We start from the raw sequence: 18,976 nt of genomic DNA, 5'->3' as shown, positions 1-18,976 counted from the left end.
CTTTACAGACAACATGTTTTTAATGTAGAATGTTTCTATGTTCTGAAGTATATATGAATAATATTATCGCTAGGAGGTAGTTTCGAGGATGACAACACCCGTACAGACCGCTTCACGTCGACAGCTCGTCGCAGACGCTGAACGTGGAATCCGGATGAACTATCGTGGAGTGAAAAAAAATCTCCGTTCGATGTTCTCACAGTATTTAACCCGCAATGAATTCTTCATTCTACGTTCTCTTTGTCAACAGAGTCCTCAAATCGCCTCTGCTCTGTCAAATGAGTTTCAATTTTCAGCTTCGATGATCACTGCGCTTGCCGATGAGTTGACGAAAAAAGGGTTGATTTCTCGCGAACGCAGCGAGCGTGACCGCCGTGTCGTTGAACTTCAGGCAACGGATGAAGGTCGTGAGTTGTTTGAGACATTAGAGAGCATGAAGATTGAATATTTGATGGATGTCTTCACTGATTTTTCAGATGACGAACTTATTTTACTTTCAAAATTATTAGATCGTATGGATGCTTAATCCGACTATAGCCCTTCACCTTTACGGTGAAGGGCTATTTTTTGCGAAAAAAAGAGATGCGACCCATCGGTCAGCATCTCTTCATCTTTACGTTTCAATCAAGTGTGCCGTGACCACGATCCGGTCCCGATACCCAAGGTTCTCGTCATACGGTCCTGCACAAGTGATCAATTGAATTCGTTTCGACTGAGTCGCCGCAAAAATGGAGGCGAGCGGCACTTGGTCGAGGCGATACTGTTTCACACTGACCACTTCATACGTTGCGACTTGGTCTTTCCGTTGGAGCGTCACCAGTTCTCCGATCGGAAGTTGATCCAGATTCGCAAAGATAGCTGGACCATTCAGGTCATCGAGATGACCTGATAGGACGACATTCCCCGTTGCGCCTGCTTTGGCTCCATATTGATACCAACCGACATGACTCACGTCAGACGGTGTAGCCATTCTTCCGGCCTCATCCTTGCCGACCGCTTCAATGGATGTATCAACATCGATTGAAGGTATGACCAGCCGGGCAGGGACGAAACTGTTCGAATGAAACGTTTGACGATCGACCTGCTTCGAGGTCAATACCTGTGGTTCGGCAAATTCAGCCGTTGGCATCACGAACGGTTTGTCAGGAGCTTCCGCTTGAGCGCCCCATACGAGAAATGTGATTGTTCCTAAGAAAATCAGTTTAAGCGTCTTGCTTCTGACGACGAAAGACGTAGAATCCAGCTGCTGCCGCTCCAACCACTGCTGCCGCGAGCAACCAGTTCATTGAAGCTGTTTGAGCAAGACCACCTTGTCCTGTTTCAGGAGCCATCGCCATTTCCCCACCATCAGCGGCGAGAAGGACTTCAAACGCTGGTTCTCCTTCAAGGAGTCCGATTGCGAATGCTGTATAGTTTTTGCCACCTTCGAGTGCGACACCGTCAAGTGCTTTGACGACGTCAGTCGCTCCAGCCGGGCGGACTTCAAGGTCATACGTTCCAGCATCGAGTGTGCCGTAATCACTTACTGCTTTGAACTCGAGGTTTGAGAAGAGTGGGTCGCCACCTTTAGGTGCGACATCAACCGCTGGTGCATCTGGTGCGAAGTGAGCGACACGAACTTTCGATTTACCATCTTCAAAGTTTGCATCGTCTTCCATTGCAGCGATTTCGATGTTTTCAAGTTGACCGATCGCAGCGGCTGTATAGAACTTGCCTGCCTCGATTGAAAGGTCTGCTGCGACGACGACTGTTTCAGCGTCACCTGCCGGCTTGATTTCAACGTTGTAATCCCCTGCAGGAAGTGTCAAGTAGTCTGTGAGATCCTTGAATTCTGCTCCCTCGACCGCGACTTCCCCATCCACGTACACGTCAACTGCCGGTGCATCAGGTGAAGCATGTAGCACACGGACCATCGCGTTTTCATGTCCATCCGCGCTAACCGGTAAGACGAAAGCGAAAGCCAGTGCTAGAGTACCCAGTAAAGACATCAACTTCTTCATGTGAAATTTCCTCCTTTTGATCTTTGGTAACCCACGACGTGCATACAACAAATGTGATGCAGTGCTACATGGTGTGCTACATCTGATTGCTATGTAGCTCGGTGACATCTTAAACTTAAGACAATCCGACAATGACGTAAAGGGGACACTATGCCCTGAATGTGCTCCAATATGCTAACGGACGAAAGCGCTACCTTTACATAAAATGTAGTTCCCTTCCACCCAAATATAAAACCACTCAGTCTGCGACTAAGTGGTTTTGTTTGCCCATTCGATATCATTGACAAAGACGGCATCGACTTGAAGCGCTAAACAACGCTCCAGTTGGTGTTGTGTTTTAATCGTATATGGTCTGATTGGAATCCCTCGATGTTGCAAGGAGCGTACTTCTTCGTCTGTGATGCGATCGATGTGCGGATGGACCGAATCCGCTCCGACTAATCGAAGATATCCTGAAATGTCATAAAGCGGCTGTGCAAGCAGAATAGCCGCCTCGATATCCGGTCGCATCTGTTTCAATCGGTGAATGGTTTCGTGATTGAATGAGGAAAAGAGGATGCGGGACGCATGAATCCCGGCGGACTCGATCGTATCGATGATGCGAGATTCAATTCCTTCATATCGTAGGACATCCGTCTTCACCTCTAAGTTCAAAATGACCGATTCCTCATTCACAAGGTCGAACAGCTCCTCGAGCGTAGGGATGTGTTCTTCTAGACCATGACGTACTCCAGCATTAAACTGTCTGAGCTCATCATAGGTATAGAGTGAAACTTGTCCTCTTCCGTCAGTCGTCCGCTCGAGCGTCTCGTCATGGATGAGAACGAGGACACCGTCCTTTGTCATGTGAACATCCGTCTCGATTCCGTCTGCCCCGGCCTCGAGTGCGAGCTTGAATGCCGACATCGTATTCTCCGGTCGATGTGCCATCACGCCACGATGTGCAAATCGTTTCATTTGGCAACTGTCTGATATTTTTTGGTCAAATATCGAACGAGTGGTTGGACCGAAATGGCTTGACCTGTCACTTGTTGAATGAGTTCGTTCGGTGTGAGACGTTTTCCATATTGATGAACGTTCTCCTGTAGCCACGCTTTGATTGGTTCGATTTCGCCTTCTGCAATCAACGTCTCAAATTCCGGAAGGGCTGATTTCAACGTTTCCGTCAACTGGGCCGCATAAATTAACCCCAGGGCATAGCTCGGGAAGTATCCGAATGAACCGCCTGCCCAATGGACGTCTTGAAGGACTCCTTTAGCATTTGACGGAACATCGAGTCCGAGATATTCTTTATACTTTTCATTCCATGCTGCAGGAAGCTCATCGACGGACAACGTCCCTTGGATGAGTGCCTTCTCGAGCTCATAGCGGATGATGATGTGTAGACTGTATGTCAATTCGTCAGCCTCGATCCGAATAAGAGATGGTTTCGCTTCATTCACACCTCGATAGAAAGTGTCGAAGTCGATTGCACCGTATACCGGATGAAGCGATTGTAGTTTCGGATAGACGCGACGCAAGAACGCTTCGCTTCGTCCGATAAAGTTCTCAAAGAAGAGCGACTGGGACTCATGAATCCCCATCGACGCACCGCCACCTAGTCCGAGTTCATCGAGCATCGGGTCGATTTGTTGTTCATACGTCGCGTGCCCCGCTTCATGCATCGTACCGAACAGTGCATTTCTGAAATCTGCTTCATCATACTTCGTCGTAATCCGGACGTCGCGGCGGTTGATGGTGATTTCGAACGGATGTACTGTCGCATCCAATCGACCACGTGATAAATCGTATGCGACGACATTCATCCAGTCATGACAAATGGCTTCTTGAACATCCGCCGGCATCGACCAGTCCATAGAGAGTGATTCTTTTGGGAGCTGCTGAATAAGAGGAACGAGTTCGTCTCGGAGCGAGGCGAACAATTCGTCTAAGAGCTCGACCGTCATGCCCGGTTCGAAATCATAGAGCAATGCATCGTACGGATGTTTCTCATAACCGAAATATTCCGCAAATTTTTGCTGGAATCCGATAATCTTATTAAGGTATGGAGCGAACGCGTCCCAATCATCCTGATCTTTCGCTTTTTCCCACGCCGTCTCAGCTTCTGAGACGAGCGTTACGTAAGCTTGATACTCATCATGCGGAATCTTGGCATTCCGTTCGTATTGCGTCTTCGCGACTTCAAGTGAACGCGCTTCAATGTCAGATAGACCCTCTTCATCCGCCATCCGTTCCAGCAATGAAGCGAACGACTCGCTCGTCTGTCGTTTGAATGCCTCGGTCGACAAATAACCGATTGTCTCTGCCCGGAGCGGTGCCGACTGTTCAGGCATTTGTGTACGCATGTCCCAATATAAGAGAGAGATTGCTTCATCGAAGGCACGCAGTTGTTTAAAATGTTCACGCCATTCTTTTGTTACTTCCATCTGTCTTTCACCCCTATGTGTTATTCTGTTCTCTTTCTACTTTATTATAGCTGTCAACCTTTGCCTACACCAGTTTACAAATCTTCTCGCTTACTGTAGGAAAGTGGTTTTGTGGCAGGACCCTCTAATACAGCCCCTTTTGCATCGAAACGAGAACCGTGGCATGGACAATCCCATGACCGCTCGGCATTGTTCCATTTCACTGTACAACCGAGGTGCGTACAGGTCAGGTTGACGACATGGCACTGGTTATCCAAATCTCGATAGACGCCCTTGGTCTTCCCATCAACTTGCACGATTCCTCCCTCGTCTAGCTGCAGGTCTTGTACATCTTTTCGTTCAAGCATCCGATTTACTGTCCCTTTCGTGAATTGAGCGGCAGTATCTAAGTTTGTTTTGAGAAATGCACTGATATCACTAGGTTTAACCGTTTGACGGAGCGGTGAGACCAGCTCAACGAATTGGTTCGCATGACCTGTGAGTTGGTCCGCGAGCAAGGTGCCGGCAGCGATTCCGTTCGTCATCCCCCATTTCGAAAATCCAGTCGCCACAAAGAGATCTGGTTCTCTCTTGAACATTTGCCCTACGTAAGGAAGTCCATCTAAGGTGATAAGATCTTGGGACGACCACCTATGAGATGCCCGATGCGTTCCAAAATGTGCCTGTGCGTCATTCTCCAATCGATCATATCGTAGACGCGTATCTGTGACTTGCCCAGCGGTATGCCCCTCACCTCCAACTAGTAAATAGCTTTTTCCGTTTTCACTATAGGATCGAAACGAGCGATTTTGCTGTCCAACCTCTAAATACATCCCTCTGAGTGGTCGACTTTCCACTTCACAGGCAACGATATACGATCTTTCGATTGAAAACTTCGACACGTACAACCCGCGCAGGTCATTGAATGGATAGTGGGTCGCAATCACGACTTGATTTCCCTGTACCCTTCTACCGTTAGATGTAGTGACTACTGGACGTGGTCCCTGACTCACTTCCGTCGCTCTAGAATTTTCATAAATCTTTCCTCCGAGACGAACAAAACGTTCCGCTAATTCACGTAAGTATTTCACGGGATGGAATTGAGCTTGGTCATGGATCACCAACGCCTGCTCGATCGAGAACGGGAGAGCCTTTCTCACTTCTTCCGTCGCTTCTCCTCCGTCAATCTTCAAACGACGATACGCATCCAGTTCTTTAGTAAGTTCTTCGTTCGGTTCCCTAGAGTAAAGAAACGATTGTTCATTCGCGTAATCGCAGTCAAACCCTTCTTCAATTTGTTTTTTTAGATAGATGAGCGCTTCTGAGTTGAACTCGTAATATAAACGAGCGATGGACTCATCAAAATGACGAATCAACTTTTGATAAATCGTCCCATGTTGAACGGAACATTTTGCCGTCGTATGTCCCGTCGTCCCATGTCCAATCTCTAACGCTTCTAGAAGCGTCACTTGTTTCCCTCGCTTTTGGAGTTCATAGGCGCAGACGAGTCCCGCAATCCCTGCCCCGATGACGACGACTTCGGTCGATTCCGAAACGGAAAGGGATGGGTACGGCGTCCCAGTATCATGTTGACGCCAAATGGAGTTCGTGAACGGATAACGATGCATGATGCATCCTCCTCTCTAAAAGTGACATCTTTACCCTTATACCCGAAACGCAGTTCTTTCATCGCCGATCAATCATTGACCTAGTTCTTTATTTTATTAGCGAAAAAAAAGAGCGTTTTCTATTATGTTTATAGAGTAACCAAAAAAGGAGGGACTTTTGTTGACCCGTAGAAGGAGACACCGAAGAAGAACGTACATCATGCGAAGAATGATTGCCGCGGTCGTTTTACTCGGAATCATCGCACTGATCCCGACGTTGGTCGGATTTAAACAAGATAAAGAAGCACCGACATTAGCAGAAGCGTCCACACCAAAAGCTGAACCGATGAATACAGGTCCGCTTTTCCCGGATATCGACATGGGTTCATGGAGTCCGAGTGAGACGAAGATGATTTCGGATGAGGAAATCTCGGTTGGCGCACTAACTTTCGTCAACGTGACCAAACAAGAGATATTGATCGATAAAAACGCCAATGATCGTGTGTTTCCAGCCAGTACGACTAAATTGATGACGGCACTGCTTGCTTATGAGAAGGCATCTGCAGCGAATGAACTCGACCAACCAATCATTACGATTCAACAGTCGACACTCGATATTCCATGGGACAGCCATATCGCGCATCTTGCCATCGGGGATACATTGACAGTTCGTCAAGCACTTTACGCCACGCTACTTGAATCCGGAAACGATGCTGCGAACAGCCTTGCGGAATACACGAGCGGGTCGACCGAGGCCTTCGTTCAATTGATGAATGATCGAGCAAAGGTTTTAGGATTGACTGGAACGCATTTCGTAAATGCGCATGGCTACTCGGATCCGAATCATTATACGACGGCGAACGACATGGCTAAAATCGCCTTCGCATTCAGTACATACCCGGAGTTGATTGAAATTGCCGGGACTTATGAATTTAAAGCCGAATTTAAAGATAAAGACGGTAACGGCAAACGTCGTTGGTGGTATCACCTCGGTTCATCGGTTAATGAACGAAGTGTCAACTACTCCAAGTTTGTGACCGCCACGAAGACGGGTTATACGGACGAATCCGGATATACCATGGTATTCATCATGAAACATAATAGCGAAACTTATATCTTGGTTACGATGCAGGCGAAGTCTGGACAAACATTCCCGACGATGCGACTCGTTGAAGAAAAAGCATTCAAATAAAGAAGTAAAGAGCATTCAAAGATGCTCTTTTTCTTATGATTATAAATATGTTTTCTGAAAATTTTCCCATAAATATTACATTCATGTTACACAGGAAAGTCCTTAGCATTTCAAATATTCAGAATATTTAAACTTTTTATCTGAAAATTTTAGCCTTCATCCGTTGGTATAATGGGCTTTAGAGCTATTTTTATGAAAAAGTGTCAGTTTGCAATCATTTCAAAGGTTCTGTAAGGTAAAGCACAAGTTCGCATTTTCAACTTTTGTTTTTAACTGTGTGATGTCTTCACACAATCGCGAACGAGTTGATTAAATAGATCTTTTAACTTAATAGGAGGTAATTCAATGCTATGGCAAGAATGGGTATCAATCGCGCTTTATCTCGTGATGATGCTTCTTATCGGATACGTTGCATATAAACGAACGACCGATTCATCAGATTATATGTTAGGTGGCCGTAAAATGGGGCCAGGCGTTACAGCCATGTCAGCCGGAGCTTCGGATATGAGTGGTTGGATGTTAATGGGACTACCGGGTGCAATGTATGCAACTGGACTATCAGCAATTTGGTTAGCCGTTGGATTGGTCATCGGAGCTTACTTGAACTACTTGTTAGTTGCTCCACGACTTCGCGTCTTCACAGAGATGGCGAACGATTCGATTACGATTCCAGACTTCTTAGAGAATCGGTTCCGAGATCACTCGAACTGGCTACGGATCCTTTCTGCATCCGTCATCATCATCTTCTTCACGTTCTACACGTCAGCTGGACTTGTATCCGGCGGGAAGTTGTTTGAAAGCTCATTCGGATTAAATTATCAGACAGGTGTCATTGTCACAATTAGTGTCGTCATCTTATACACCCTCTTCGGTGGATTCACGGCAGTTAGTTGGACGGACTTCGCACAAGGTGTCATCATGTTCTTGGCGCTCGTGCTCGTACCATTCGTCGCTTTAACAGATATCGGTGGAGTAGACACTGCTGTCAACTCTGCAACGACAATCAATGCCGATTTGTTCGACCTCTTTAAAGGGACGACGACACTCGGGATTATCGGTCTCCTCGCTTGGGGACTTGGTTACTTCGGTCAGCCACACATCATTGTTCGCTTTATGGCAATCCGTGATGTGAAATCATTGAAAACGGCTCGTCGTATCGGGATGAGCTGGATGACAGTATCTATCATCGGTGCCGTCATGACAGGGTTCGTCGGAATCGCTTATTTCCGAGGACAAGGAAATCCACTCGGGGACCCGGAAACAGTCTTCATTCAATTCTCTGAAGTCTTGTTCCACCCGTTCATCACTGGTTTCTTATTGGCAGCCATCCTTGCTGCGGTCATGTCGACGGTATCGTCGCAATTGCTCGTCACATCATCTGCATTGACAGAAGACTTCTATCGTAAATTCTTCAACAAAGATGCAAGTGAGAAGACGATGGTCCTTGCCGGACGTGTTGGTGTCTTGCTAGTAGGAGTTGTAGCGACGCTCATGTCACTCAACCCATCAAGTACAATCCTCACACTCGTCGGATATGCATGGGCTGGATTCGGTTCTGCATTTGGACCAGCAATCCTCTTGTCACTTTACTGGAGCAAGATGACGCGTCAAGGTGCCCTCGCTGGTATCCTCGTCGGTGCCATTACCGTCATTCTCTGGATCGTCACTGGACTTTCGACAGTCCTTTATGAAATGGTACCTGGCTTCTTCTTGAGTATGTTGGCAATCGTGCTTGTCAGTAACTTTACTAGCCAGAAAGAACAAAAACGTATCAACCGTGAATTCGGTGAAATGGAAGCTGAATTGGCAGCTGCGAAGAAAGAGTAACGATTCACACAAAAACTCGGTTCCCTATAAAGGGACCGAGTTTTTTGTTTTACATCGATGCTGCGATTAACCAGACACGAATCACAAACGGTACGAGAACCAACACGAACATTGCGTTTCGCATCCACCGATTTCGGTTCCAATAGTACGCCATTAGTACGAAGGGATGCAATGCGACCAATTCGTATGGATTGAACCAAAACCATGTGAGAATCAATACGATTAAAAAGTACAATACTGATTTTTCTTTCGACGTTCGGTATTCACGCCACATATCATAGGCGCCTTTAAAGAAAGCAATGAATGTTGCAATCCAGAATACGATGACAATCACATTATCAAATCCACTAAACAACTGAGTAACCACCTTTTAGGAAGGATTTTCTACATAAAAACCGCCCCAGTAAATATGACGGTACGTAAACTCTTTTCCACTTTCTACAGTAATCACAATTTCATCTTCCGTCAACACGAGGACATGAACCGGTACCTCACCCTGGCGAAGCATCGGGCTAAATAATTGAAACTGTTTGTTCAACCATTTGCGCTCTGAAAAGTTTTGATAGTGATGTAGAGAAAGCATCGGATGGCTCAAGTATGCAGCTCCAACTATTGCGACAGCGATCGGTGGCGCGCCGATTTCCATCATGAACGAGAAGACGAGAACAAGTGATAGCACCCCATACGCGAACTCTACTAATTCCATGAGAGAAGCTCGGCTAGCTATCACATATTGAATCACACGAAACATGAGATACAAGATGATACTGACAATCAAGTACTCAGAGAATGGCGAATGTCGGAACGATACGTCCAAATAGAACAAGACAGGTAACAGTAGGATCCATTTCCATAGATGTAAGGCGAGGTAAAACAATGATTGATCGATGAAACGACGATTGTGTACGAGCCGTTGCATATCCATGTTTCCCACCTCCGCTTTGATGATGTGACCTTACGATACCATTCCCTATTCTTTCGAATGATAACTAGCAATTACACGTCTAACGAAGTTTTTCTTTCCTCTCGATTAACGTCGCATTCAACAGCCCACCAAGCAAGATGACAGAGGCAGCGAGATAGAACCAGATCAATAAGACGATGAACGCACCGAGTTGACCATAAAACTGCTCGTAGTTTGCGAATTGTGAATAGTAACTAAACACGTTCGAGACAAGCAGAATCCCTACTGTTGCAAAAGCGGCTCCGGCCCAACTATTTTTAAATGTTCCGGACACACTTGGCAACCACTTATATACAAATACGAATACAGTGAATAGAAGACCTGTTCCGATGATCCATCTGAAGTAAAACCAAATCTGCGCATATGTCGTGACAATCTCATCGATGAACAACACGTATGAAGAGATTTCTCGAAGTGCCGTCTCAATCACAGGGACGAGCAATGAAAATGGCAACACAAACATGAGCGCCAAGGTGATGGCGATATCCTGTAAGACGCCCCTCCAAAAGGCTTTATTACGAACAGCCCGGTAGGCATCGTTCAATGCCCGCACGAGAGATTGTACGGCCATCGATGAGATCCAGAGTGCTGGTAAGATACTGAATGATGCCAATTTCAATTTGGAGTTGTCGAATACGGCTTCAATGTTCCCTTCTAATAGCTTGTAACTGGCTTCAGGCATGATGAGTGATAACGCTTGAATCACATCGCCACTCGTAAACGGTAAAAATCCAACAATACCTAATACGAATAATAAGAACGGGAACGTAGATAAAATGAAATAATAGGCTAACATGGCCGCTTGATCAAAAAAACGTTCTGTAAAAAATCGCTTGACGATTGTCAAAAATACTTGTTTCATCGATACTCTCTACTTTCTTTTTATAATATAATGAGGTATTTGAAATAATAAGTTCAAAATGAAGAGGAAGCCCCTGTTTGCCAGGGACGTCCCATTGATTGATGATCCTTCAACTAATTTCTTCTTTCTTTGTTTCCCACGCTTCAATATGTTCTTTACCAGGAAGTTCGACACCATCTTTAAAGAATTCCGGGTCTCTTCCTTCTTTCTTTTGGACCATATAGTCGTCGAGGAGTGTCTTGGCAACTTTACTCAATCGGAAAATCGCATACATGTTGACGAGTGCCATCAAGCCCATAAAGATGTCGGCAATCGACCAGACGAGTCCCGCAGATCGCACCGACCCGAACATGACCATCCCGACAACAGCAATCCGATAGATTATCAAATATCGCTTCTTCTCAGATATGAACTCGATGTTCGTCTCTCCATAATAATAATTGGCCAAAATCGAACTGAAGGCAAAAAGTAAGATGGCGACAGTCATGAGAGTCGTCGCAATCGGTCCGATTTCAACGAGAAGCGCCTCTTGGGCAAGCTCAATCCCTTGGAAAGCTTCAGAGCCTTCCACTCCTGAAATGAGGACAATCATCGCTGTTGCGGTACAGATGAACAAGGTGTCAACGAATACGCTAAGCGATTGAATCAATCCTTGCTTGACCGGGTGACTCACCTCAGCGGTAGCTGCGGCGTTCGGGGCAGACCCCATACCTGCCTCGTTCGAGAAGAGACCACGTCGAATTCCTTGGAGGACGGCTGCACCGACCGCACCACCGAACAACTGTTGGAAACCGAGGACACCTTCAGAGAAGATGGCGGAGAACACCTGTGGCACGACATCAAGATTCGTAAGGACAACCCAAATAGCGAGTAAGATATAACCGCCCGCCATGATTGGTACAATGATTCCCGATAAGGTCGAGATGGAACGAATCCCACCGAAGATGACGATAGCGGTGACAACGGACAAGATGATGCCGACCCAGACCGTATCGATCTCAAATACGTTATTCACGGAGAGTGCGATTGTATTTGCCTGGACGGAGTTGAACGCAAAACCGAACGCGAACGTAATCAAAATGGCAAATACGATGCCTAACCAGCGTGCACCGAGAGCCCGTTCAATATAGTACGCCGGACCACCGCGCCAAGCCTTGCCGTCATGCACTTTATACACCTGGGCGAGCGTACTTTCAACAAACGCCGAAGCTGCTCCGATCAAGGCGATGAGCCACATCCAAAATACGGCGCCAGGTCCGCCTAAAGCGATTGCCGTCGATACGCCGGCGATGTTCCCCGTACCGACACGGGCAGCCGTTCCGATGGCGAACGCTTGGAAAGATGAGACCTGTCCTTTCTCATGCTTGATTCCTTTCACGAATAAGAGTTTAAACATTTCCGGTAACATTCGAAATTGAACGAACCCCATCCGAATCGTAAAATAAAGACCTCCTGCAATCAATACGAAGATGAGAAGGTACGACCATAAATAGTCATTGATTTGCATAATCAGTTCACGAATATCCAACGAAATCGCCTCCTTTTATCGGGTTTTTACCCGCTCTGAATATGACGGAAACAGTATGTTCACCGCACTTCCTTTAGAATTTCTTCACAGAGACGATGTGTCTCGAGACTGTCTTCCGCGACAACGGAGGCGTTCGGTTCCCCACGAAGTAAACGTAAGAAGTCTTCCACAAGGTCGATAAACCCTCGACGTTTCAAATTCGACTCCCATGGGTCGAGTGACCATTCCTTCACACCGTCTCGTCCATAGTCTGTAATCCGCTCCACATCACGCGTGACCCGCTTCACGGTCGGTGACATGACTTCCATCACTTCTTCGGTGCAACTGTTGTCTCGGTTCATCCAACCGATTGCCTCGATTCCCCCTGCCTTGAAATGAATCATCACTTGTTTCAGCACATCCCCTTCAAATCGAGGTGTGACACGTAAACGTTCGATAGGCTGAAGGTCGGTCAAATAACGGAGCGTATCGACGACATGCACGAAATCCTCGATCACAAATTCACGAAGCGATGCCGGTTTATACGTTCTGTTCTTTTGAATGAAGACCATATTTTTTTCTTCGACTTGTTTGAGTGCCTGTGTGGCCGTGGCAAATCGGCGATTGAAGCCTGTGACGAGATGGACGCCTTTCTCTTTAGCAAGTGCGACGAGTCGTTCCGTCTCTCCAAGAGTGAACGTGATCGGTTTGTCGATGAAGACATGCTTTCCTTGCCGTAGACAATACTCGGCTTGCTCATAATGAACAGCTGTCGTCGAATGAATCATGACCGCATCGATTTCTGTCATCGGCACGGCGTGTAGGTCTGAGTACCCTCCTTTGAAACGAAAGGTCGAGATGATATCGTGTAACTTCTGTTCATCCCTTGAGACGAGATACACATCAACGTCCTTTAATCCGGCATATACAGGTAGATATGCTTTTTTGGCGACATCCCCGATGCCCACTACTAAAATATTCATTTGCTCACTCCTCCAATATTATGTAGAAAGCCCGAAGCGATTGCCTCGGGCTCACGTAATAGATACAATCTCAAAACTTGTGATCGGTTCACGAATCGCGTCAGATACAATCTGGTAAGCCGCATGTAATTCTTCTTGATTATTTAAGTCCGGCACACGGTCCATTTCTACCTCGACCGTCCGAGTGTTCTGTTCTTTCACATGTAACTGATATTCGACTGTATACTTTTCCATCATCTGTCCCCCTCTAATTATACATATGTTATGTATATCCTGTTACACGGATGATGAAACAAGTGAGTTTGTTCTAAGAAAACAGAAAAATGACCGCTCAGGTGAACGGTCATGGATTCATCATTCTGATTTCGGTTTTGCGTCACGGTCCGGACGTGGGCGACGCTTTCCGAAGTATTGGTAATATTGCGTTTCGATATTTCCGTTGTACAGCTTCCGACGCTTCGTCGCCGGGCGCCCGTATGCCTTCTCGAAGTCTTCATAACTCGTCAACATATAGACACTGTAACCAGGGTATTTCGCATATTGTTCCCCGATCCGTTCGTACAAGTCGATGATTTCTTCTTCTGACTGAAGTCGTTCCCCATAAGGTGGGTTTCCGATGATGACCCCGTACTCTTCTTTCGGCTTCAGTGCGGCTGCGTCACTATGGACGAATGTGATCGCATCACGGACGTCAGCGAGTTCCGCATTGTCTTTTGCAAGTTTCACCATCCGCGGATCCAAGTCGATTCCATAGATTTTTAACGGTTTATCCCACTCCGCCTTCTCATTCGCTTCATTTATTGCCGCATACCAGGCTTTTTTCGGGATGCATGTCCAATCCTGTGCGAAGTATTCACGGTTGATACCCGGCGCGATATTTCGTCCAATCATCGCCGCTTCGATGGCGAGCGTCCCTGAACCTGTAAATACGTCATAAAACGGCATGTCCGGACGCCAGTTTGTCAATTGAATCATCGCCGCTGCCATCGTCTCTTTGAGTGGAGCTTGCGAATGAAGCTCACGGTAGCCTCGACGGTGAAGTGGACCGGACGTATCGATCGTGATGGTCGCCACATCTTTCAAAAGAGCGACTTCGATTGGGAATTTCGCGCCTGACTTCGGCAACCATTCTCCCTCTTTACGATAGCCGCGTTGCATCGCTTCAACGATCGCCTTCTCCGTGATTTTCTGACAGTCACGAATCGAGAACAGCTTTGATTTGACCGAGCGTCCGTCGACCGTGAACGCCGCGTCCCACGGCATGAGGTCGGTCCATGGTAACGCTACGACCCCGTCAAACAATTCTGTAAACGTTGTCGCCTTGAACTCGGCAACGACGAGTTTGACCCGGTCTGCTGTCCGCAACCACATGTTCAGACGTGGGATGTCTTCCATTTCCGCGTCGATATAAATCCGTCCGTTCTCGACTTCGCACGTGTATCCTAAATCCCTTACTTCTTTTGCCACAAGTGCCTCAATTCCCATCGCTGCCGTCGCAATCAGTTTACGTTTTGCCATCTAAATCGCCTTCCTTCTACATAAATATCTTTCAGTCATTTTGTAAGTTGTAAAAAAATCATGAAAAAAGGAGCTCAAGTATATGTGCTTGAACTCCTTGTCGTTGTCAGTTGAGACTATGTTGTCCTGTAAGCCATGTTCTGTACTCCGGTGCTCATAACGGTCTCCCTGGCACGATGGAGTGACAATCATCTATCTGCGCACACCGGCGCCCTCCGTCCCGTTCGATTCCGGTCTGGAAGTTCCCCTACCATAGTTTGGGTTTCTCGCTCGTGGGGTTTACCTCGTTCCACTCTGAACGTTTCCGATCAGACTCCGTCACTGTGGCACTTTCAAGAAGCGGACACCATATCCGAGGACTTAGGTGTTTCTTCTGCCGTCAACTTGCGTTGCCTACACTTATCGTTTCGTGTAGCACGATCACTACAGCCATCACAGGCTGTGCGAGCATGGACTTTCCTCAAGACTTGCGTCCCGCGATTGTCCAGACTTCATAGTCACTTCAACCATTGTAGCTGAAATTTGAACGGTTGACAACTTAAATTCGAAACTTGATTTTACGTTCAGTCAGCGCTAAAATAAGGCGTGTTCATTGAATAAGGAGGGATTTTGATGCATCAGGATGCAAAAAACGGTTGGATTCAACGTCTGACTTATGTAATAGAAATCGATGACATTAAAGTGCTCCACCCGAACAACGGCGTGTTCGCCTTCTACCGAAATAATCGTCTCGTCCGAGGGTTTGAACCGTTCGACATCAAGGCACCGAACGAACTCTCGAAACGACCTTATCATTTTGACCATCACAATTTAGCACATCTCGAGGAGCGCTTCCCGGACGCCATTCCAGTGTTCGATGAAACGCATGAGACGCGTCGCGCTTGGAGCGACCGTGTCCGAGTCGGTCTTTGCGAAATCATCCGAGATGGGAAACTCAGTTTCGAGCATATTGATGACCAAGGGAACGTATTAGAAGCGAGTATCCGTTGGTGTGGAGAAGCCATCACCATCGATTAAATAGAAAAAGCCGTCTCTCCGTTAGGAGCAGGCGGCTTTTTATCTTACAAGGTCTCTGTGACCGGAGGCTCGTCTTCGATGATCGGTGGCTCAAAAGATGTCGTCACCACTTTTTCGCGAAGGTCCGTCGGCTTCAGAATGACGGTCAACTTTTCCGCCGTATCCCCTCTTACCGGGAATGTCCCAGCGATGTGGAGCGCTTCGTACAAGACCTTCCCATTTGAATCAAGTAACGTGACCGTGCCTTTTCGCGTCGTGTGAATCGAGAACGTCCCTTCTTCCGACACCTTCACAGACACTGTCGTCTTCAACGTGTTGACATAATCAATCGTTCGGCTCGTGTATCGCTTATGTTTTCCATCCGTGACTTGACCGACGATGCGATATTGTCCGCTCGGTAACCAATCCCCGCTCGAATACATCGTGAACGACCGATTTGGTGTGAGCGTCTTGACTTTCTTGTTCCCTTGATACAGTGTGAACGAGGACTTTAAGTTCGAATGGTTCATAACACTCAACTTGACATCATTCACGTATCGACTCTTCCACACCGAAGGGGCAGAGATGTGAATAGGGCGAGCCGTTGCCTCTAGCAGTTTCATCGCATTCAATTCCGTATAAGACTTTCCGGAGGCTTTTGGCATCTTCGCAATCAACTGGTCGATCTCACCAGGTGTCAAATAAGGATTGATCGATTTGACGAGCGCGAGGCTCGCCGTGACCATCGGTGCCGCCATCGAGGTCCCGTCCATAAAGACAAAGCGGTTGTTGATTCCTAGAGAGAGGATGTTCACACCTGGCGCCACGATTTTGACGCGATCGTCCATATTGCTAAAGCTCGCGAGACGATGTCTAGAATCGATTGCACCGACCGCGATTACCTCTTTCATGTTTGCAGGAAAATTGATCGTCTGTTTTCGATCATTTCCAGATGATGCGACGATAATGACCCCTTTCGCTCTTGCCCGTTTAATCGATGTGGCCAAACGACTATCATAATCATCCCCTCCAAGCGAGAGGTTGATGATGTTCGCCCCTTTCGCTACAGCCGTATCCACTGCATTGGCGACCGTCCAGGAGTCTGTTTCATCTGAATTCACCCCGTAAAACACATTATAAAAGTGATAGCGAACGTTCGGCGCGAGTCCGGCGATCCCAAAGCGGTTATGTTTCCCGGCCATGATTCCGGCGGTATGCGTACCATGAATATCCGCAGTATACGGACCTTTCATGGAATTGACGACACGAGGAACGTTCTTCAAATCCGTATGGTTCCGGTCAGCTGACGAGTCAATCAGCGCCACAACGATATCACTTGCGCCTCTCGTCTTACTCCAGGCCAAATCCGTACCGATTTGCTTCACATAATATTGACTCGTGACTTGTGGTTCTGAAACGACGTAGCCATGTTTCTTAAGGATGACTGGCTGTGCTGCATCTACTCCGACCGGCAATAAAAGGGCAATCGCTGTCAAAAGGGCAATCTTTTTCATTCCTTCCGCTCCATTCCAAACTGATAAAGTGACTCCATTATCTCAAACTTTGGATTAGATTTCCCTTTTTTTGAATAAAAAGTTGTCGCTAAGTTTACCAATAGCTCGGCTCATCCGGGTGCAGCATATCAAACTCGACAATTCGTCCAATCGTCAAGTACGTATAGTAGCGCGCCAGTTCCACCCGGCTTGGGTCGGGACGGAATCCTTCGAGGTCCTCTCCAAGTGGAGACCCGTCAATGGTCTCAAACTGCTGGCAAAAAAAAGACTCCGTTTCAGCGTCCCAGACGATGCGATCTCCGATATATCCGCTTCCGAAGCGAATGTAATCGATGATCGACGGAACGATGACTTCTGCTGGCAAGCGTTCGCTCATCCGACCAACGAGTTCATATCGCAGACGATCTGCCTGATCGGCTTCCTCAAGGGATGCACATTTGAGTACTTCTTTATTGATTTCAATCAATACGACATAATCCCCAGATTCGATGGAGAGCTTCATTGCCTCACCTCACTTTTTCATTCCTACATCCGATTCTCTACAAGTCATTATTCGAGATAAATGGTGGGAATCCTGTCCATTCCTCATTTTTTTCCAAATCGCAGTTGAGTTCACAACATTCTAACTGTTTTTGTTATACTAATCATATGAATTAAGAGAGGAAGTGCACCATGGCCAAACGACCGCTGACCCCTCGAGAAAGTGAGTTGATTGCGACCGCGTTATTTGTTGTCGGAAGCGTTCCCTATTCAGGACATATCGATCGTCTCGAATCCCTCACCTTACGTGATATCGCTGATGACTATTTGAATGGAACTGCCACTTCCGCAGACGCGATCGACGCACTCGACCAATACATCTACGTCCGGCGTCATCGTTTTAAAAACGTGACCCCTCACAACCTTTGGACATTGGATGATCGGACTGAACAAGAAGCATTGCGTCATATTTCCAAACGACCCGAATTGAAAAAGGGTCAGACGTTGCATAAACGGAATCAACCGTTTCAAGCAGGACAAGAAATCGAGTTCAAGGTGGACAAACATGTCGACCGTGGACAATTCCGCATCTACATCGGAAAACTTCAAGGGTATACGTGTAAAGCCCAGTCAAAAGAACGTGAAAAGCTGAAGTCAGTGTCAGGATGGATCACACATATTGACCCGAAAGACCGATTGGTATTTGTCAACGTGACAGACTTCGGACGGATGCCAATCGAACCTGCAATGAAACAAGAACTTGAATCGATGAGCGCTTCGATGCTCGGTTGGTTCGCCACGGCAACAATCCCTTCTGAAGAAGAAGCGCTCCTTGCCAAACGGATGATTGCCACGTTGCAGCGGCGCGATCAACCGTATTGGTTCACGCTGACGACCGCGTTGAACCACCCTCGCCCAGAACATGTGAAACGCTGGGGAACAGTCGTGAATCTTCTCGTCAAAGCGAGTAACGGTGACCAAAAGGCCATCCAAACATTAGAGACTCAAGAAGACAAATACTTTAAGGATGCGTTCATCCGCGCCCTCCGTGCCCTTCATCAAGAGATGACGAAGCAATAAAGCTGATACGATTCGAGGTGACTCCGCATGGGTCACCTCGT

General features: G+C 47.0%; 19 protein-coding genes and 1 other RNA gene. 5 read left to right on the top strand and 15 right to left on the bottom strand.

All coding sequences use genetic code 11. The features are described from left to right. Nucleotides 1-88 precede the first annotated feature (88 nt). Nucleotides 89-526, top strand: a complete 438-nt coding sequence (locus KOG47_RS06235) for a MarR family winged helix-turn-helix transcriptional regulator (RefSeq protein WP_012726357.1) — start codon at nt 89-91, stop codon at nt 524-526. A gap of 87 nt (nt 527-613) precedes the next feature. Here KOG47_RS06235 and KOG47_RS06230 read toward each other — a convergent pair whose 3' ends face one another. From KOG47_RS06230 to KOG47_RS06210, 5 genes are all read right to left on the bottom strand, one after another. Then, nucleotides 614-1,258, bottom strand: coding sequence for a class F sortase (locus KOG47_RS06230; protein WP_251131813.1), 645 nt, complete (start codon nt 1,256-1,258; stop codon nt 614-616). After that, nucleotides 1,203-2,000 carry a DUF4397 domain-containing protein gene (locus KOG47_RS06225; RefSeq protein WP_012726359.1) on the bottom strand — a complete coding sequence of 266 codons (798 nt, stop codon included), beginning with the start codon at nt 1,998-2,000 and terminating at the stop codon, nt 1,203-1,205. The genes KOG47_RS06230 and KOG47_RS06225 overlap by 56 nt, the downstream gene beginning before the upstream one ends. 249 nt (nt 2,001-2,249) lie before the next feature. Beyond that, nucleotides 2,250-2,957 (bottom strand): glycerophosphodiester phosphodiesterase, encoded by a 708-nt coding sequence (locus KOG47_RS06220; RefSeq protein WP_215243911.1) that lies wholly within the window; start codon nt 2,955-2,957, stop codon nt 2,250-2,252. Next, entirely contained in the window at nt 2,954-4,426 is a 1,473-nt protein-coding gene (locus KOG47_RS06215) for a carboxypeptidase M32 (protein ID WP_215243910.1), read from the bottom strand. The genes KOG47_RS06220 and KOG47_RS06215 overlap by 4 nt, the downstream gene beginning before the upstream one ends. 74 nt (nt 4,427-4,500) lie before the next feature. Continuing rightward, a complete protein-coding gene (locus tag KOG47_RS06210; protein WP_215243909.1) occupies nt 4,501-6,033 on the bottom strand; it encodes an FAD-dependent oxidoreductase in 1,533 nt (510 codons plus the stop codon). A gap of 199 nt (nt 6,034-6,232) precedes the next feature. Between KOG47_RS06210 and KOG47_RS06205 the strand changes: the two genes are divergently transcribed. Together KOG47_RS06205 and putP are read left to right on the top strand one after the other, a co-directional pair. Next, nucleotides 6,233-7,204 (top strand): D-alanyl-D-alanine carboxypeptidase family protein, encoded by a 972-nt coding sequence (locus tag KOG47_RS06205; protein WP_251131812.1) that lies wholly within the window; start codon nt 6,233-6,235, stop codon nt 7,202-7,204. Nucleotides 7,205-7,549: 345 nt separating this feature from the next. Next, nucleotides 7,550-9,031, top strand: a complete 1,482-nt coding sequence (gene putP / locus KOG47_RS06200; protein WP_078146955.1) for a sodium/proline symporter PutP — start codon at nt 7,550-7,552, stop codon at nt 9,029-9,031. Between the two features lie 49 nt (nt 9,032-9,080). On the opposite strand, the gene KOG47_RS06195 is transcribed toward putP, so the two are convergent. From KOG47_RS06195 to rnpB, 8 genes are all read right to left on the bottom strand, one after another. Then, on the bottom strand, nt 9,081-9,386 hold the full coding sequence (locus KOG47_RS06195; RefSeq protein WP_078146956.1) for a hypothetical protein: 306 nt from the start codon (nt 9,384-9,386) through the stop codon (nt 9,081-9,083). A 15-nt stretch (nt 9,387-9,401) separates the two neighbouring features. Continuing rightward, entirely contained in the window at nt 9,402-9,956 is a 555-nt protein-coding gene (locus KOG47_RS06190) for a hypothetical protein (RefSeq protein WP_074036974.1), read from the bottom strand. Between the two features lie 79 nt (nt 9,957-10,035). Beyond that, complete coding sequence (locus KOG47_RS06185) at nt 10,036-10,857, bottom strand: YihY/virulence factor BrkB family protein (protein WP_196430760.1); 822 nt, start codon at nt 10,855-10,857, stop codon at nt 10,036-10,038. 109 nt (nt 10,858-10,966) lie between these two features. After that, nucleotides 10,967-12,385, bottom strand: coding sequence for an alanine/glycine:cation symporter family protein (locus tag KOG47_RS06180; protein WP_215243907.1), 1,419 nt, complete (start codon nt 12,383-12,385; stop codon nt 10,967-10,969). Between the two features lie 59 nt (nt 12,386-12,444). Beyond that, nucleotides 12,445-13,347: a Gfo/Idh/MocA family protein gene (locus tag KOG47_RS06175; protein ID WP_159562348.1), complete on the bottom strand. Its 903-nt coding sequence runs from the start codon at nt 13,345-13,347 to the stop codon at nt 12,445-12,447. 51 nt (nt 13,348-13,398) lie between these two features. Then, nucleotides 13,399-13,581, bottom strand: a complete 183-nt coding sequence (locus tag KOG47_RS06170) for a hypothetical protein (protein WP_230872813.1) — start codon at nt 13,579-13,581, stop codon at nt 13,399-13,401. A gap of 120 nt (nt 13,582-13,701) precedes the next feature. After that, a complete protein-coding gene (locus KOG47_RS06165) occupies nt 13,702-14,865 on the bottom strand; it encodes a THUMP domain-containing class I SAM-dependent RNA methyltransferase (protein WP_074036970.1) in 1,164 nt (387 codons plus the stop codon). A gap of 124 nt (nt 14,866-14,989) precedes the next feature. Then, nucleotides 14,990-15,357: RNase P RNA component class B (rnpB, locus tag KOG47_RS06160), an RNA gene on the bottom strand. Between the two features lie 120 nt (nt 15,358-15,477). Between rnpB and KOG47_RS06155 the strand changes: the two genes are divergently transcribed. Further along, the gene (locus KOG47_RS06155) at nt 15,478-15,882 is read left to right on the top strand and encodes a hypothetical protein (protein ID WP_012726372.1); all 405 of its coding nucleotides are present in this window, start codon (nt 15,478-15,480) and stop codon (nt 15,880-15,882) included. Between the two features lie 44 nt (nt 15,883-15,926). On the opposite strand, the gene KOG47_RS06150 is transcribed toward KOG47_RS06155, so the two are convergent. Continuing rightward, nucleotides 15,927-17,375 carry a S8 family peptidase gene (locus KOG47_RS06150; protein ID WP_215243906.1) on the bottom strand — a complete coding sequence of 483 codons (1,449 nt, stop codon included), beginning with the start codon at nt 17,373-17,375 and terminating at the stop codon, nt 15,927-15,929. A 94-nt stretch (nt 17,376-17,469) separates the two neighbouring features. Beyond that, on the bottom strand, nt 17,470-17,877 hold the full coding sequence (locus KOG47_RS06145) for a hypothetical protein (protein ID WP_074036967.1): 408 nt from the start codon (nt 17,875-17,877) through the stop codon (nt 17,470-17,472). A 170-nt stretch (nt 17,878-18,047) separates the two neighbouring features. Between KOG47_RS06145 and KOG47_RS06140 the strand changes: the two genes are divergently transcribed. Next, nucleotides 18,048-18,935 (top strand): hypothetical protein, encoded by an 888-nt coding sequence (locus KOG47_RS06140; protein ID WP_215243905.1) that lies wholly within the window; start codon nt 18,048-18,050, stop codon nt 18,933-18,935. The last annotated feature ends 41 nt before the right edge of the window (nt 18,936-18,976 follow it).

The organism is Exiguobacterium sp. s121, assembly GCF_018617245.1.
Lineage (GTDB): Bacteria > Bacillota > Bacilli > Exiguobacteriales > Exiguobacteriaceae > Exiguobacterium > Exiguobacterium profundum.
This window is presented reverse-complemented; position numbering and strand designations above follow the sequence as displayed.